This is a genomic window from Acidovorax sp. ACV02, from assembly GCF_014851475.1.
In the GTDB taxonomy this organism is placed as follows: domain Bacteria; phylum Pseudomonadota; class Gammaproteobacteria; order Burkholderiales; family Burkholderiaceae_C; genus Acidovorax; species Acidovorax delafieldii.
Map to the genome: position 1 here is coordinate 620,343 of NZ_JACUZU010000001.1, position 16,705 is coordinate 637,047.

Sequence of the window (16,705 nt, forward strand, 5' to 3'; positions counted from 1 at the left end):
ATGGTCTTCCGCCTGCGGCAGGCCACATTCAAGGAAAAACATGATCGCATCCTCCATCAAGGCCGAAGTCGTCAAGGCGAACGCCCGTGCTGCCAATGACACTGGTAGCCCAGAAGTGCAAGTGGCCCTGCTGACCGCTCGCATCAACGAACTGACTCCCCACTTCAAGACGCACGCCAAGGACCACCATGGTCGCCGTGGCCTGCTGCGCATGGTGAGCCGCCGTCGTAAGCTGCTGGACTACCTGAAGGCCAAGGACGCTGACCGTTACACCGCGCTGATCGCCAAGTTGGGTCTGCGCAAGTAATCTTCATTGCATGCCAAAACGCCTGGGTTAGTCCGCTAGCTCAGGCGTTTTTTACTTCGGAGCCGCAAAACAGAGCGAAGCTGTGTCATTCCAATGAAGTTGTTGTTACTGCCTGGCGCAGAACTTCCCTGGAATGGCATCGTGTTCTGAATTGCTCTCCAAGACAATTTGGTAGGGCACTACCAGCTATTAAAACAGGAGCTGAACATGAGCATTTTCAACAAAGTCACCAAGACCTTCCAATGGGGTGACAAGACCGTCATCATGGAAACCGGCGAAATCGCCCGCCAGGCCTCTGGCGCCGTGCTGGTGAATATTGACGACACCGTGGTGCTGGCCACTGTGGTCGCCTCCAAGTCCGCCAAGCCCGGCCAGGACTTCTTTCCCCTGACGGTGGACTACATCGAGAAGACGTACGCGGCCGGCAAGATCCCTGGCAGCTTCTTCAAGCGCGAAGCCAAGCCCAGCGAGCACGAAACCCTGACCAGCCGCCTGATCGACCGCCCGATCCGTCCGCTGTTCCCCGAAGGTTTCTTCAACGAAGTGCACGTGGTGATCCACACGGTGTCGCTGAACCCTGAAGTGGATGCCGACATCGCTGCGTTGATCGCTACCAGTGCTGCCCTGGCCATCTCTGGCATTCCGTTCAACGGCCCCATTGGTGCCGCACGCGTGGGTTATATCAACGGCGAGTACGTGCTCAACCCTGGCCAGACTGCGCGCAAGAACTCGCAGATGGATCTGGTGGTGGCGGGTACCGAAGCCGCAGTGCTGATGGTCGAATCCGAAGCCCAGCAGCTGTCTGAAGAAATCATGCTGGGTGCCGTGGTGTTCGGTCACGAGCAAGGCAATGTGGCCATCAACGCCATTCACGATCTGGTGCGCGACGCGGGCAAGCCCGTGTGGCAATGGGAAGCGCCTGCCAAGGACGAAGCACTGATCGCCAAGGTGGTGGCGCTGGCCGACGACAAGCTGCGCGCTGCCTACCAGATCCGCAACAAGCAAGCCCGCACCCAGGCCTGCCGCGAAGCCTATGCAGCCGTGATGGCAGCGTTGAAGGCCGATGGTGTTGAGTTCGACGCCGTCAAGGTTGAAGGCATGCTGTTCGACATCGAAGCGGGCATCGTGCGCAGCCAGATCCTGGCTGGCGAGCCCCGCATCGACGGCCGCGATACGCGCACCGTGCGCCCCATCGAGATCCGCAACAGCGTGCTGCCCCGTGCCCACGGCTCGGCCCTGTTCACGCGTGGCGAAACCCAGGCGCTGGTCGTTACCACGCTGGGCACCGAGCGTGATGCACAGCGCATCGATGCGCTGGCTGGCGAGTACGAAGACCGCTTCATGATGCACTACAACATGCCTCCCTTCGCCACCGGCGAAGTGGGCCGCATGGGCTCGACCAAGCGCCGCGAAATCGGCCACGGCCGTCTGGCCAAGCGTGCTCTGGTGGCTGTTCTGCCGACCAAGGAAGAATTCCCCTACACCATGCGTGTGGTGTCGGAAATCACTGAGTCCAACGGTTCCTCGTCGATGGCTTCGGTTTGCGGCGGCTGCCTGTCGCTGATGGATGCCGGCGTGCCCATGAAGGCCCACGTGGCCGGTATTGCGATGGGGCTGATCAAGGACGCCAACCGTTTCGCCGTGCTGACCGACATCCTGGGCGATGAAGATCACCTGGGTGACATGGACTTCAAGGTGGCGGGTACCACGGGCGGTATCACGGCCTTGCAGATGGACATCAAGATCCAGGGCATCACCAAGGAAATCATGCAAGTGGCACTGGCCCAGGCCAAGGAAGCGCGCATGCACATCCTGGGCAAGATGCAGGAGGCCATGGGTGAAGCCAAGACCGAAGTGTCGAACTTCGCGCCCAAGCTGTACACCATGAAGATCAACCCCGAGAAGATCCGTGACGTGATCGGCAAGGGCGGCGCTGTGATCCGTGCGCTGACCGAAGAAACTGGCTGCCAGATCAACATCGAGGAAGACGGCACCATCACCATCGCCGCTACAGACGCTGCGAAGGCCGACGAAGCCAAGAAGCGCATCGAGCAGATCACGGCAGAAGTCGAGATCGGCAAGATCTACGAAGGCCCTGTGACCAAGATCCTCGACTTTGGCGCGCTGATCAATCTGCTGCCTGGCAAGGATGGTCTGCTGCACATCAGCCAGATCGCTCACGAGCGCGTCGAAAAAGTGTCCGACTACCTGACCGAAGGCCAGATCGTGAAGGTCAAGGTCATGGAAACCGACGAAAAGGGCCGCATCAAGCTGTCCATGAAGGTGTTGGCAGATCGTCCCGCCGGTGGCGGCGACCGTCCAGCGCCTGCAGAACGTGGCGATCGCGAACCCCGCCGTGATCACGGTCGTGATGGCGGCCGTCATCCCGCAGAGCAGCAACAGCAGCAGGCCCTGCCTGCAGACGGTGCGTCTGTCCAGGTGAATGGCTAAATTGTTGATCTGCTATTGATTTGGTAGCTGCTGGTGCATATAAATCATGCGCTAGCGGCCTAAATCATCTGAATCCATATTCGGTAAACCCCGTTATGCATGCTGTTGAGATCACATCGTTTGGTGGGCCTGAGGTGCTGCGTCTGGGTGAGCGCCCCGCTCCTGTAGCGGGTGCGGGTGAGCTGCTGATCCGCGTTGCGGCCAGTGGCATCAACCGCCCTGATGTATTGCAGCGAATGGGCCACTATGCGCCGCCTCCTGGCACCTCGGATCTTCCGGGGCTGGAGGTCGCGGGGGTGGTTGAGTCGGGCGATGCTTTGGCGATGGCAGAGGCGGGCATTCGTGTGGGTGACCGTGTTTGCGCCTTGGTGGCGGGTGGTGGTTATGCCCAGTGGTGTGTGGCGCCGGTGGTGCAATGCCTGCCGGTGCCTGACGGCTTCAGTGACGTAGAGGCTGCATCACTTCCGGAGACGTTCTTCACGGTGTGGAGCAATGTCTTTGACCGTGCGCGTTTGCAAGCCGGTGAAACCTTCCTGGTGCAAGGCGGTACGAGTGGCATTGGCGTGACGGCTATTCAGCTGGCACGTGCCTTCGGTGCTACCGTGATTGCCACCGCTGGGAGCGATGACAAGTGTGCAGCTTGTCTGGCGCTGGGCGCGCACCACGCCGTCAACTACAAGTCTCAGGACTTTGTGGCCGAGGCGAAACGAATCACCGAGGCGCGTGGTGTTGATGTGGTGCTCGATATGGTGGCAGGTGACTATGTCGCCCGCGAGGTCGAATGCCTGGCCGAGGACGGCCGGATCGTCATCATCGCCGTGCAAGGGGGTGTGCAGAGCGGTTTCAATGCCGGGTTGGTGCTGCGCAAGCGGCTCACCATCACAGGGTCCACACTGCGTCCGCGTCCCGTGGCTTTCAAGGGTGCGATTGCACGGGCGCTGCGTGAGCATGTCTGGCCCTTGCTGGCAGCGGGTAAGGTGCGTCCGGTCATCCACAGCACGTTTGCTGCTGCGGATGCGGCACAAGCCCATGCGCTGATGGAGTCCAACCAGCACGTTGGCAAGATTGTTTTGACGTGGTAATCATGAACAACAAGAAAAAACTCATCGCTGGCAACTGGAAGATGAATGGCAGCCTCGCTGCCAACGAAGCTTTGTTGAAGGCCTTGATTGCGGGTGCTGCAGATGTGGCTTGTGATGTGGCCGTCGCAGTGCCAGCGCCTTATCTGGCGCAGGTGCAGGCGTTGACGGCTGGCACTGCCATTGCGGTGGCAGCGCAGGATGTGTCTTCGCACGAGGTGGGTGCCTACACTGGTGAGGTATCGGTGGCCATGCTGAAGGATTTTGGTGTGCGCTATGCGCTGGTGGGGCACTCTGAGCGCCGCCAGTACCATGATGAAACGGACGCGATTGTGGCGGAGAAGGCCCAGCGCGCGCTGGCGGCCGGTGTGACGCCGGTGGTCTGTGTGGGGGAAACACTGCAGGAGCGTGAAGCGGGACTGACCGAGGCGGTGGTCAAGCGGCAACTCGCAGCGGTAATTCATCTCAACGGTCATTGCATCAGCGAGATCGTGGTGGCTTACGAGCCAGTGTGGGCCATTGGCACGGGTCGCACTGCGTCGCCGGAGCAGGCGCAAGCTGTGCATGCCGTGCTGCGCACCCAGTTGGCAGCAGCGAGCGAGCATGCGGACCGCATCCGGTTGCTGTACGGCGGCAGCATGAATGCGGCCAATGCAGCCCAATTGCTGGCGCAGCCCGATATCGACGGTGGCCTGGTCGGTGGGGCTTCGCTGAAGGCGCCCGACTTTCTACAAATCATTGCGGCCGCCCGTTGAGGCGGCTGCGAGTCAAACAATTCAATCAGGAGTGAACAGAGAATGAACGTGATCGTGAATGTGATTTTGGCGGTGCAGATGTTGGCGGCCCTGGCCATGATCGGCCTGATCTTGATTCAGCATGGCAAGGGAGCCGACATGGGGGCGGCTTTCGGCAGCGGCAGTTCGGGCAGCCTCTTTGGCGCCAGCGGCAGCGCCAACTTCCTGTCCCGTACCACGGCCGTGCTGGCTGCAGTGTTCTTTGTTTCTACGCTCGCGTTGGCCTACTTTGGCAACGCTCGTCCCGCCAGTTCGGGCAGCGTTCTGGAAACGCCCGCCGCTGCCGTGCCTGCCGGCGCACCTGCTTCTGAGGTGCCTGCAGCGCCTGCCGCTCCCGCTTCGGGCGCCGCGCAGATCCCGACCAAATAATTGAACTGAATTTCGGCCCGCAGGGCCGAAGCAGGGTTTTTCCGGAGTAGAATTCTGGATTGTCTGGAAAGCCAAAGCCGCAAGGTTCCTCATGCCATCCAGATGCAAAAATCAGCCGTCGTGGTGAAATTGGTAGACACGCTATCTTGAGGGGGTAGTGGCGAAAGCTGTGCGAGTTCGAGTCTCGCCGACGGCACCAAAACAAAGGCCTGCCTGCATGACCCGGCTCGGGTCCTGACGGGCAAGGCCACAGCGGTGAGCACATCCTCAAGATGAACCTCGATCAGTACCTCCCCGTCCTTTTGTTCATCTTGGTCGGCATCGCCGTAGGCGTTGTCCCCCTTGTACTCGGCTACATACTGGGCCCCAACCGCCCGGATGCCGCAAAGAACTCTCCCTACGAATGTGGCTTTGAAGCCTTCGAGGATGCGCGCATGAAATTCGATGTGCGCTACTACCTCGTGGCCATTCTCTTCATTCTGTTCGACCTGGAAATCGCATTCCTTTTCCCGTGGGCGGTCACGCTGCACGAGGTGGGCGTGGCCGGTTTTGTGGCGGTCGTGATTTTCCTGGCCATTCTGGTCGTGGGTTTTGCCTACGAATGGAAAAAGGGTGCCCTGGATTGGGAATGAGCGGACTTCAACAAGGACAATGCAATGATTGAAGGCGTGATGAAGGAAGGCTTCATCACCACGAGTTACGACTCCGTGGTGAACTGGGCCAAGACCGGTTCTCTGTGGCCGATGACGTTTGGTCTGGCTTGCTGTGCTGTGGAGATGATGCACGCTGCGGCGGCCCGGTATGACATCGGTCGTTTTGGTGCGGAAGTGTTCCGTGCCAGCCCTCGTCAGTCCGACCTGATGATCGTGGCGGGCACGCTGTGCAACAAGATGGCCCCCGCACTGCGCAAGGTGTACGACCAGATGTCCGAGCCGCGCTGGGTCTTGTCGATGGGTTCGTGTGCCAATGGTGGTGGTTATTACCACTACAGCTATTCGGTGGTGCGCGGTTGTGACCGCATCGTGCCGGTGGATGTTTATGTGCCAGGTTGCCCTCCGACGGCAGAAGCTCTGATCTACGGGATCATCCAGCTGCAGCAGAAGATCCGCCGCACCAACACCATTGCTCGTGTCTGAAGGGTTGATGATGACAGCTGTTGCCATTCGGCCTGAGAAGCTTAAAGAGAATATCTCTGCGGCGCTGGGTGCCAAAGTGCGCCAGATTTCGGTCGCTCTCGATGAGGTCACCCTGGTGGTCGCTGCTGCGGACTATCTGGATGCGATGCGCTTGCTGCGCGACTCGGAAGGTTGCCGTTTCGAGCAGCTGATCGATTTGTGCGGTGTGGACTATTCTGCATATGGCGATGCAGCCCACGAGGGTGCACGCTACTGTGTGGTGTCGCACTTGTTGTCGGTCAGCCTCAACCAGCGAGTGCGCGTGAAGGTGTTCTGCCAAGACGATGATTTCCCGGTTGTTGCTTCGGTAGCCGAGTTGTGGAATGCAGCCAACTGGTACGAACGCGAAGCCTTCGATCTGTTTGGCATCGTGTTTGATGGTCATAACGACCTGCGCCGCATTCTCACGGACTACGGATTTATCGGGCACCCTTTCCGCAAGGATTTCCCCTTGTCTGGACATGTCGAAATGCGTTACGACGCCGAGCAGCGCCGTGTCGTGTATGAACCCGTGTCCATCGAGCCGCGGGAAATCACGCCCCGCATCATCCGCGAAGACAAGTACGGAGGCCTGCACTGAGCCGCCTCGCGCCTCATGTGATCCATCATGGCTGAAATCAAGAACTACTCCCTGAACTTTGGTCCGCAGCACCCTGCGGCGCACGGTGTGTTGCGCCTGGTGCTGGAGCTGGACGGCGAGGTTGTGCAACGCGCTGACCCGCATATCGGTCTGCTCCATCGCGCCACCGAGAAGCTGGCCGAGCACAAGACCTACATCCAGTCACTGCCCTACATGGACCGGCTGGACTACGTGTCGATGATGTGCAACGAGCACGCCTACTGCCTTGCCATCGAGAAGCTGCTGGGCCTGGAAGTGCCGGTGCGCGCGCAGTACATCCGCGTGATGTTCTCCGAGATCACGCGCTTGCTGAACCACCTCATGTGGTTGGGCTCGCACGGTAACGACTGCGGCAGCTCCACCATCCTGATCTACACCTTCCGCGAGCGGGAAGACCTGTTCGACATGTACGAGGCGGTTTCTGGCGCGCGCATGCATGCGGCCTATTTCCGTCCGGGCGGCGTCTACCGCGATCTGCCCGACAGCATGCCGCAGTACAAGGTCAGCAAGATCAAGAATGCCAAGGCGCTGGAGGCGTTGAACCAGAATCGTCAAGGGTCTCTGCTGGACTTCATCGACGATTTCACCCAGCGTTTCCCAGGCTGTGTGGACGAATACGAAACACTGCTCACAGACAACCGCATCTGGAAGCAGCGAACGGTAGGCATCGGCGTGGTGCCCCCCGAGCGAGCCCTGAATCTGGGTATGACCGGCCCCATGCTCCGTGGCTCCGGTATCGCCTGGGACCTGCGCAAGACCCAGCCATACGACGTATACGACCGTGTGGATTTCGATGTGCCAGTGGGCAAGACCGGCGACTGCTACGACCGCTACCTGGTGCGTGTGCAGGAGATGCGCGAGTCCAATCGCATCATCAAGCAATGCGTGGACTGGCTCAAGGCCAACCCCGGCCCGGTGATCACCGACAATCACAAGGTTGCCGCGCCTGCGCGTGAATCCATGAAATCGAACATGGAAGAGCTGATCCACCATTTCAAGCTCTTCACGGAAGGCTTCCACGTCCCCGAAGGCGAGGCTTACGCGGCTGTGGAGCACCCCAAGGGCGAGTTCGGTATCTACCTGGTGAGCGATGGTGCCAACAAGCCTTACCGCCTCAAGATCCGGGCACCGGGTTTTGCGCATCTGGCCACGCTCGACGAAATGGCGCGTGGACACATGATCGCGGATGCTGTCGCCATCATTGGCACCATGGATATCGTGTTCGGAGAGATTGACCGATGATTACCGAAGCGACCAAGGCGCGGTTTGCGCGCGAAGTGGCCAAGTACCCCGCAGACCAGAAGCAGTCTGCGGTGATGGCGTGCTTGTCCATCGTTCAGCAAGAGCAGGGCTATGTCAGCGCCGAGAGCGAGGCAGTGATCGCCGACTATCTGGGCATGGCGCAGATCGCCGTGCACGAAGTCACGACCTTCTACAACATGTACAACCAGCAACCGGTGGGCAAGTACAAGCTCAACGTGTGCACCAATTTACCCTGCCAGTTGCGCGACGGGCAAAATGCGCTGCATCACCTGGAAAAGAAGCTGGGTGTTTCGATGGGCGAGACCACACCTGACGGCCTGTTCACTCTGCAGCAATGCGAATGCCTGGGTGCTTGCGCTGATGCGCCTGTGATGCTGGTGAACGATCGCACGATGTGCAGCTTCATGGACAACGACAAGCTCGACCAGCTCGTTGACGGCCTGCGGGCCGCGGAGGGCCAGTGATGACCACGGCAGCACAAATACTCTCCCAGTTCCAGGCTACGGGCGTTCAGACCTGTTTCCATGACCGCCATATCAACCCCCAAATCTATGTGGGCCTGAATGGCAGCAACTGGAGCATCAAGGACTACGAAGCGCGTGGTGGCTATCAGGCGCTGCGTCGTATCCTGGGCAAGGATGGTGAAGAGGGCCTGACGCAGGATCAGGTCATTGCCACTGTCAAGGAGTCTGGCTTGCGTGGCCGGGGTGGTGCAGGCTTTCCTACGGGTCTCAAGTGGAGCTTCATGCCCCGCTCGTTCCCAGGCCAAAAATATCTGGTGTGCAATTCCGATGAGGGTGAGCCTGGTACTTGCAAGGATCGTGACATCCTGCAGTTCAACCCGCACATCGTCATCGAAGGCATGATCATCGCAGCCTATGCGATGGGCATCTCGGTGGGCTACAACTACATCCATGGCGAGATCTTCCAGACCTACGAACGGTTTGAAGCCGCTCTGGAAGAAGCGCGGGCAGCAGGTTATCTGGGCGACAACATCCTGGGCAGCAGTTTCAGCTTTCAGCTGCACGCAGCCCACGGTTTTGGTGCCTACATTTGCGGTGAAGAAACTGCATTGCTCGAATCGCTGGAAGGCAAAAAGGGGCAACCCCGTTTCAAGCCACCGTTTCCGGCCAGCTTTGGCCTGTATGGCAAGCCCACCACCATCAACAACACGGAAACCTTTGCGGCTGTGCCTTGGATCATCCGCAATGGCGGTGCGGCTTATCTGGAGTGCGGCAAGCCCAACAACGGCGGCACCAAGATTTTCTCGGTGTCTGGTGACGTCGAAAAGCCAGGCAACTATGAGGTGCCGTTGGGTACCCCATTTGCCAAGCTGCTGGAACTGGCCGGTGGCGTGCGCAAAGGCCGTCAACTCAAGGCGGTGATTCCTGGTGGTTCATCGGCCCCTGTCTTGCCTGCATCCGTCATCATGGAATGCACGATGGACTACGACTCCATCGCCAAGGCTGGCTCCATGCTGGGCTCTGGTGCCGTGATCGTCATGGACGATTCCCGGAGCATGGTCGAAAGTCTGCTGCGCCTGTCGTATTTCTATTCGCATGAATCCTGCGGCCAGTGCACGCCCTGCCGTGAAGGCACGGGATGGATGTGGCGCGTGATCGATCGCATCCAGCATGGCCAGGGTCGTGAGGGTGACCTGGATCTGCTCAATTCGGTGGCGGACAACATCCAGGGCCGCACCATCTGTGCGCTGGGTGATGCTGCCGCCATGCCTGTGCGCGCCATGATCAAACACTTCCGTCCCGAGTTTGAGGCACTGATCCGGAACAAGGCTCCACAAGCCGCGACTTCCGTCTGATCGCGAGAAAACATATGGTTGAAATTGAACTGGACGGTCAGAAAGTGGAAGTCGCCGAGGGCTGCATGGTGATGCATGCGGCTGAAAAGGCTGGCACTTACATTCCGCATTTCTGCTACCACAAGAAGCTTTCGATCGCCGCCAACTGCCGCATGTGCCTGGTGGACGTGGAGAAGGCTCCCAAGCCCATGCCAGCCTGCGCCACGCCGGTCACGCAGGGCATGATCGTGCGTACCAAGAGCGACAAAGCCATCAAGGCGCAGCAGTCGGTCATGGAGTTTCTGCTCATCAACCACCCTCTGGACTGCCCCATCTGCGACCAGGGCGGCGAGTGCCAGTTGCAGGATCTGGCCGTGGGCTACGGTGGCTCCTCCTCGCGGTACGAGGAAGAAAAGCGCGTGGTGTTCCACAAGGACGTGGGCCCGCTGATCTCCATGGAGGAGATGAGCCGCTGCATCCACTGCACCCGTTGCGTGCGCTTCGGCCAGGAAGTGGCGGGCGTGATGGAACTCGGCATGATCCATCGTGGCGAGCATTCGGAAATCACCACGGTCACCGGCGACACGGTGGACTCCGAACTGTCGGGCAACATGATCGACATCTGCCCCGTGGGTGCATTGACCAGCAAGCCTTTCCGTTACAGCGCCCGCACCTGGGAACTGTCGCGCCGCCGCTCGGTGAGTCCACATGACTCCACCGGCGCTAACCTGATTGTTCAGGTCAAGAACCACAAGGTCATGCGCGTTGTCCCGTTTGAAAACGAGGCTGTTAACGAATGCTGGATTGCCGACCGCGACCGTTTCTCCTATGAATCGCTCAACGGTGACGACCGCCTGACCCAGCCCATGCTCAAGCAGGGCGGGGTGTGGAAGGAAGTCGACTGGCAGACTGCGTTGGAATACGTGGCCAATGGCCTCAAGAACATCAAGAACGACCACGGCGCTGCCAGCATTGGTGCGCTGGTGAGTCCTCACAGTACGTTGGAAGAGTTGTATCTGGCCAGCGCCCTGGTGCGCGGTCTTGGTAGCGACAACATCGACTATCGTCTGCGCAACGCCGAGTTCGCTGCTCCCGAAGGTATTCGCTGGCTCGGTACGTCCATCGCTTCGTTGTCCACGCTCCAGCGTGTGCTGGTCGTGGGTTCCAACCTGCGCAAGGACCATCCGTTGTTTGCGCAGCGCATCCGTCAGGCGGCCCGCCATGGCTGCCAGGTCAGTGCCATCGCTTCGGTATCCCATGACTGGGCCATGCCGGTGCAGACATTTGTGGCACAAGGTGCCGTCCAGTGGGTCGAGATGCTCGGAGGCATTGCTTCCGCCATCGCCCATGAAAAGGGCATTCCCGCTCCGCAAGGTGCCAGCGCGGCCAACGAGGCCGCCCAGGCCATCGCCCGCTCGCTGCTGGGCGGGGAGCGCAAGGCGGTGTTGCTGGGCAATGCGGCGGCGCACCACGCGCAAGCTACGCAGTTGCTTGCATGGGCCAACTGGATTGCAGAGAACACTGGTGCAACGGTGGGCTACCTGACAGAGGCCGCCAATACGGTGGGCGCGCAGTTTGCGGGCGCTCACCCTGTCAACGGTGGACTGAATGCGGCTCAAATGCTCTCCGGTGGTTTGAAGGCGGCGGTGCTGCTGAACACCGAGCCCGTCCATGATTCTGCGACGGGTGCTCAAGCTGCAACTGCTCTTGCTGGTGCAGAAATGGTGGTCACGTTGAGCCCCTTCAAGGCCAACATGGAGTTCAGTGACGTTTTGTTGCCAATTGCTCCGTTCACGGAAACTTCGGGCAGCTTTGTCAACGCCGAGGGACGCATACAGGGTTTCCACGCCGTGGTGCGCCCTCTGGGCGATACCCGTCCCGCTTGGAAGGTTCTGCGCGTGCTGGCCAACCTGTTGGGTGTGCCAGGCTTCGACTTTGAGACCTCCCAGGATGTTCTGGCCCGTGCGACGAACGCCGCTGCCGGTGCCGTTACGCAGGTGCCCGCCGCACAGTTGTCGAATGCAGTGAAGGCGTCGCCAGCCGCAACGGCTGCAGCTGGTGATCCGGTCGTGGCATCCATCTATCAACTGGACGGCTTGGTGCGCCGTTCTACGTCGCTGCAACTCACTGCCGACGCACGCATGGCACGCGAAGGAGTGGCCGCATGATCGACGCGATCTACAACGCGGGCCTGAACCTGCTCTCCTTTGGGTGGTGGACCGGCATCGTCTGGCCAGTGCTCTGGATCCTGATCAAGATCGTCTGCATCCTGGCGCCGCTCATGGGTGCCGTGGCTTACCTCACGTTGTGGGAGCGCAAGCTGCTGGGCTTCATGCAAGTGCGCCACGGTCCCAACCGCGTGGGGCCGATGGGGCTGCTGCAGCCCATTGCTGACGCACTGAAGCTGCTGACCAAGGAAATCATCCAGCCTACGGCAGCCAGCAAGGGCCTGTTTGTTCTCGGGCCCGTCATGGCCATCATGCCGGCCCTTGCTGCCTGGGTGGCCATTCCTTTCGGCCCCGATGTGGCCTTGGCGAATGTGAATGCTGGTCTGTTGTTGGTGATGGCCATCACTTCCATCGAAGTCTATGGCGTGATCATTGCAGGCTGGGCTTCCAACTCCAAGTACGCATTCTTGGGTGCACTGCGGGCCTCGGCACAGATGGTGAGCTACGAAATCGCGATGGGCTTTTGTTTCCTCGTCGTGATCATGGTGTCGGGCAGTATGAACCTGACGGAAATCGTACTGGGTCAGGGGCGGGGCATGGCCGCAGACAAGGGCCTGACGTTCCTGTCCTGGAATTGGCTGCCCCTGCTGCCGATCTTCCTTGTGTACCTGATCTCCGGCGTGGCAGAAACCAACCGCCATCCCTTCGACGTGGTGGAAGGCGAGGCAGAAATCGTGGCCGGCCACATGGTCGAGTACTCCGGTATGGGCTTCGCGATCTTCTTCCTGGCCGAGTACGCCAGCATGTGGCTCGTGTCCATCCTGGCGGCTCTCATGTTCCTGGGCGGCTGGCTGTCTCCCATTGATAGCGCGGTGTTCAACTGGATTCCAGGCTGGATCTGGCTGGGTCTCAAGACCTTCCTTGTGGTATCCATGTTCATCTGGATCCGGGCTACCTTCCCGCGGTTCCGGTACGACCAGATCATGCGTCTGGGCTGGAAGATCTTCATTCCGGTCACGCTGGTGTACTTGTTGATTGTTGGCGGGTGGTTGCTCTCGCCTTGGAATATCTGGAAATAAGCGGGGACACAAATGACTGCTGTTGCTGCTGCTGCACCTTTTTCGTTCAAGGATTTCTTCAAGAGCTTCATGCTCGTGGAGTTGCTCAAGGGGATGGCCCTGACTGGCCGCTACGCGTTTCGCCGTAAGGTGACCGTGCAGTTTCCCGAAGAGAAGACGCCTTTGTCGCCACGCTTCCGTGGCCTGCATGCACTGCGCCGTTATGACAACGGCGAGGAGCGTTGCATCGCTTGCAAGCTGTGCGAAGCCGTATGCCCTGCGATGGCCATCACCATCGAATCGGATGTGCGTGCAGATGGTTCGCGTCGCACCACGCGCTATGACATCGACCTGACCAAGTGCATCTTTTGCGGGTTCTGCGAAGAGAGCTGCCCAGTCGATTCGATTGTCGAGACACACATCTTTGAATACCACGGCGAAAAGCGTGGTGACCTGTATTTCACGAAGGACATGCTCTTGGCCGTGGGCGACCGGTACGAAGGTGAAATTGCGGCAGCCAAGGCTGCAGACGCCAAGTACCGCTGAACGGTACGGGGTTCAGCCTCTTTGCCAGACTTTCTATAAAGACCCGATTCATGGACGCCAAGACTGGTTTCTTCTATCTCTTCTCGGTGGTGCTGCTGTTTGCAGCCTTCCGGGTGATCACTGCACGCAACCCTGTGCATGCAGTGCTGTATCTCATCCTTGCGTTCTCGCAGGCGGCGGCTGTCTGGCTGTTGCTCAAGGCAGAGTTCCTGGCAATTGCGCTGGTGCTGGTGTACCTGGGCGCGGTCATGGTGCTCTTCCTGTTCGTGGTGATGATGCTGGACATCCACATCGATACCGTACGCAAGGGGTTCTGGAAGCATTTCCCGTTGGCGGCATTCATTGGGGCACTCATCGCCCTGGAAATGGCGGCTGTGTTGATGGGGGGATTCCGCGGCATGGAAGAGCCCAAGGCCGTCGCAGCCATGGTCGATGCCGCTGGTCATGTGGTCCCGTACTCCAACACCAAGGCCTTGGGCAAGCTGCTGTACACCCAGTATCTGTATCCCGTTGAGATCGCAGCAGTCATTTTGCTGGTGGCCATGGTGGCTGCCATCGCACTGACCCTGCGTCAGCGCAAGGACAGCAAGGCCATCAATCCTTCAATGCAGATCCGAGTGCGTGCGGCCGATCGTCTGGCGGTGGTCAAGGTGACCGCCACCCAAAAGCCTGCTGAAGAGCCTGCGCAAGCTGCTGCCGAGGAGAAAAAAGCATGACGTTGACACTGGGCCACTTTTTGTCGCTGGGCGCCATGCTGTTTGCGCTCGCTGTGATCGGCATCTTCCTGAACCGCAAGAACCTGATCGTGCTGCTGATGGCGATCGAGCTCATGCTGCTGGCCGTGAACATGAACTTCGTGGCGTTCTCCCACTACCTGGGAGACATGCACGGCCAAGTGTTCGTGTTCTTTATCCTGACCGTGGCAGCCGCTGAATCGGCGATTGGCCTGGCCATCCTGGTGCTGCTGTTCCGCAACAAATCCAGTATCAACGCGGAAGACCTCAACACCCTCAAGGGTTGATGGGTCGCGAGTATTCCCAAGGTTCTCAAGAATGAGTCAAACCCTCTCTGCTTCAACCCTCCTGGCAGTGCCGTTGGCACCGCTGGCAGGCGCCTTACTGGCCGGCGTCTTCGGTACGACCTTCGGTGGTAACTGGATTGGTCGTCGCCTGAGCCATACCCTGACCATCCTCGGGGTGCTGGTTGCTTTCATCCTCTCGGCGATGACGCTCAAGAGCGTGGCACTCGATGGTGCCCGGTTCAATGAAACCCTGTACACCTGGATGGTGGTGGGTGGCTTGAAGATGGAAGTGGGCTTCCTGATCGACAGCCTCACGGCGATGATGATGGTGGTGGTGACCTTTGTGTCGCTGATGGTTCACATCTACACCATTGGCTACATGGAAGAAGACGAGGGCTACAACCGCTTCTTTGCCTACATTTCGCTGTTCACTTTCTCCATGCTCATGCTCGTCATGAGCAACAACCTGCTGCAGCTGTTCTTTGGTTGGGAGGCGGTGGGTCTGGTGTCCTACCTGCTCATCGGGTTCTGGTTCAACAAGCCTTCTGCCATCTTCGCCAACATGAAGGCGTTTCTGGTCAACCGTGTCGGCGACTTCGGCTTCATTCTGGGCATTGGCCTGATCGCAGCGTATACCGGCACCTTGAACTATGGCGAGATCTTCGCCAAGGCGGGTGAACTGGGCTCTCTGTCGTTCCCCGGCACCAGCTGGATGCTCGTCACGGTGATCTGCATCTGCCTGTTCATCGGCGCTATGGGCAAGTCAGCGCAGTTTCCCCTGCACGTCTGGCTGCCTGATTCGATGGAGGGGCCGACTCCCATCTCCGCGCTGATCCACGCTGCCACCATGGTGACCGCCGGTATCTTCATGGTGTCGCGCATGTCGCCTCTGTTCGAGCTGTCGGACACCGCGCTCAACTTCATCCTGGTGATTGGTGCCATCACAGCATTGTTCATGGGTTTCCTTGGCATCATCCAGAACGACATCAAGCGTGTGGTGGCGTACTCGACGCTCTCGCAGCTCGGCTACATGACAGTAGCGCTTGGCGCCTCGGCGTACTCGGTGGCTGTGTTCCACCTGATGACCCATGCGTTCTTCAAAGCCTTGTTGTTCCTGGGCGCAGGCTCGGTCATCATGGGCATGCACCACAACCAGGACATCCGCTGGATGGGCGGTGTGCGCAAGTACATGCCCATCACCTGGATCACCTCGCTGCTGGGTTCTATGGCCCTGATCGGCACGCCGCTGTTCTCGGGTTTCTATTCCAAGGACAGCATCATTGAGGCGGTGCACTTCAGCCATCTGCCAGCAGCCGGTTTTGCACATTTCGCAGTGCTCGCGGGTGTGTTCATCACGGCGTTCTATTCCTTTCGCATGTACTTCCTGGTCTTCCATGGCAAGGAGCGTTACGACCAGAATCCGGATGCCCACCACGACGATCACCATGGCCACGGCCACGATGATCACCACGAACCGCACGAATCTCCCTGGGTGGTGACGGTGCCTCTGGTGCTGTTGGCCATTCCTTCAGTGGTGGTGGGTTTCCTGTTCATCCAGCCCATGCTGTTTGGGGACTTCTTCAAGGATGTCATTTTTGTGGATGCGACCAAGCATCCTTCCATGGCACACATGGCGGAGCATTTCCACAGCGCCTGGGCCATGGCATTGCATGGTCTGCAGACGGCACCGTTCTGGCTCGCATTGGCAGGTGTGGCGCTGTCGTACTACATGTACATGGTCAATCCTGCGTTGCCCACGGCGATCAAGACGCGCGTACAGCCCATCTACACATTGCTTGAAAACAAGTACTACCTCGACTGGATCAACGAGAACATTCTGGCCCGTGGTGCACGTGCGCTGGGCGTGGGTCTCTGGAAGGGTGGGGATCAGGCTGTGATCGATGGCGCCCTGGTCAATGGGTCCTGGAAGCTGGTGCGGTGGGTGGCTGGTGCTGTGCGTTGGGTGCAGTCGGGCTTCATCTACCACTATGCGCTGGTCATGATCCTGGGTGTTTTTGTGCTCATGACGTATTTCGTCTGGCTCAACAAGTAGGAGA

17 protein-coding genes and 1 tRNA gene are annotated in these 16,705 nt (G+C 59.4%); all 18 read left to right on the forward strand.

Translation table 11 applies throughout. The annotated features are described in order from the left end of the window. Positions 1-40 precede the first annotated feature (40 nt). The 18 genes from rpsO (at position 41) to nuoL (ending at position 16,701) form a co-directional block, all read left to right on the forward strand. A complete protein-coding gene (rpsO, locus tag IB236_RS02905; RefSeq protein WP_005793232.1) occupies positions 41-307 on the forward strand; it encodes a 30S ribosomal protein S15 in 267 nt (88 codons plus the stop codon). A 207-nt stretch (positions 308-514) separates the two neighbouring features. After that, a complete protein-coding gene (gene pnp / locus IB236_RS02910; protein WP_192418716.1) occupies positions 515-2,758 on the forward strand; it encodes a polyribonucleotide nucleotidyltransferase in 2,244 nt (747 codons plus the stop codon). A 95-nt stretch (positions 2,759-2,853) separates the two neighbouring features. Beyond that, positions 2,854-3,840, forward strand: coding sequence for an NAD(P)H-quinone oxidoreductase (locus IB236_RS02915; protein WP_056747674.1), 987 nt, complete (start codon positions 2,854-2,856; stop codon positions 3,838-3,840). Positions 3,841-3,842: 2 nt separating this feature from the next. Then, positions 3,843-4,592 (forward strand): triose-phosphate isomerase, encoded by a 750-nt coding sequence (gene tpiA / locus IB236_RS02920; protein ID WP_192418718.1) that lies wholly within the window; start codon positions 3,843-3,845, stop codon positions 4,590-4,592. Positions 4,593-4,634: 42 nt separating this feature from the next. Then, a complete protein-coding gene (gene secG, locus IB236_RS02925) occupies positions 4,635-5,000 on the forward strand; it encodes a preprotein translocase subunit SecG (RefSeq protein WP_056061544.1) in 366 nt (121 codons plus the stop codon). A gap of 114 nt (positions 5,001-5,114) precedes the next feature. Beyond that, a tRNA-Leu gene (locus tag IB236_RS02930) sits at positions 5,115-5,199 on the forward strand. Positions 5,200-5,272: 73 nt separating this feature from the next. Then, positions 5,273-5,632, forward strand: a complete 360-nt coding sequence (locus tag IB236_RS02935; protein WP_056061547.1) for an NADH-quinone oxidoreductase subunit A — start codon at positions 5,273-5,275, stop codon at positions 5,630-5,632. A 24-nt stretch (positions 5,633-5,656) separates the two neighbouring features. Then, complete coding sequence (locus IB236_RS02940; protein ID WP_007849129.1) at positions 5,657-6,136, forward strand: NADH-quinone oxidoreductase subunit B family protein; 480 nt, start codon at positions 5,657-5,659, stop codon at positions 6,134-6,136. Between the two features lie 10 nt (positions 6,137-6,146). Then, positions 6,147-6,755 carry an NADH-quinone oxidoreductase subunit C gene (locus IB236_RS02945; RefSeq protein WP_108497213.1) on the forward strand — a complete coding sequence of 203 codons (609 nt, stop codon included), beginning with the start codon at positions 6,147-6,149 and terminating at the stop codon, positions 6,753-6,755. Between the two features lie 27 nt (positions 6,756-6,782). Next, a complete protein-coding gene (locus tag IB236_RS02950) occupies positions 6,783-8,036 on the forward strand; it encodes an NADH-quinone oxidoreductase subunit D (RefSeq protein ID WP_056061550.1) in 1,254 nt (417 codons plus the stop codon). Continuing rightward, entirely contained in the window at positions 8,033-8,521 is a 489-nt protein-coding gene (nuoE, locus tag IB236_RS02955) for an NADH-quinone oxidoreductase subunit NuoE (protein ID WP_192418720.1), read from the forward strand. The genes IB236_RS02950 and nuoE overlap by 4 nt, the downstream gene beginning before the upstream one ends. Next, positions 8,521-9,876 (forward strand): NADH-quinone oxidoreductase subunit NuoF, encoded by a 1,356-nt coding sequence (nuoF, locus tag IB236_RS02960; protein ID WP_056061561.1) that lies wholly within the window; start codon positions 8,521-8,523, stop codon positions 9,874-9,876. The genes nuoE and nuoF overlap by 1 nt, the downstream gene beginning before the upstream one ends. A 14-nt stretch (positions 9,877-9,890) precedes the next feature. Further along, positions 9,891-12,023 carry an NADH-quinone oxidoreductase subunit NuoG gene (gene nuoG / locus IB236_RS02965; protein WP_192418722.1) on the forward strand — a complete coding sequence of 711 codons (2,133 nt, stop codon included), beginning with the start codon at positions 9,891-9,893 and terminating at the stop codon, positions 12,021-12,023. Then, positions 12,020-13,102, forward strand: coding sequence for an NADH-quinone oxidoreductase subunit NuoH (nuoH, locus tag IB236_RS02970; protein ID WP_056646055.1), 1,083 nt, complete (start codon positions 12,020-12,022; stop codon positions 13,100-13,102). The genes nuoG and nuoH overlap by 4 nt, the downstream gene beginning before the upstream one ends. A 12-nt stretch (positions 13,103-13,114) precedes the next feature. Then, the gene (gene nuoI, locus IB236_RS02975) at positions 13,115-13,627 is read left to right on the forward strand and encodes an NADH-quinone oxidoreductase subunit NuoI (RefSeq protein WP_010463942.1); all 513 of its coding nucleotides are present in this window, start codon (positions 13,115-13,117) and stop codon (positions 13,625-13,627) included. 50 nt (positions 13,628-13,677) lie between these two features. Then, positions 13,678-14,343: an NADH-quinone oxidoreductase subunit J gene (locus IB236_RS02980; protein WP_192418724.1), complete on the forward strand. Its 666-nt coding sequence runs from the start codon at positions 13,678-13,680 to the stop codon at positions 14,341-14,343. Continuing rightward, positions 14,340-14,648 (forward strand): NADH-quinone oxidoreductase subunit NuoK, encoded by a 309-nt coding sequence (nuoK, locus tag IB236_RS02985; protein WP_005793248.1) that lies wholly within the window; start codon positions 14,340-14,342, stop codon positions 14,646-14,648. Before IB236_RS02980 ends, nuoK begins: the two co-directional genes overlap by 4 nt. A gap of 31 nt (positions 14,649-14,679) precedes the next feature. Continuing rightward, positions 14,680-16,701: an NADH-quinone oxidoreductase subunit L gene (gene nuoL, locus IB236_RS02990; protein ID WP_192418726.1), complete on the forward strand. Its 2,022-nt coding sequence runs from the start codon at positions 14,680-14,682 to the stop codon at positions 16,699-16,701. Positions 16,702-16,705 lie beyond the last annotated feature (4 nt).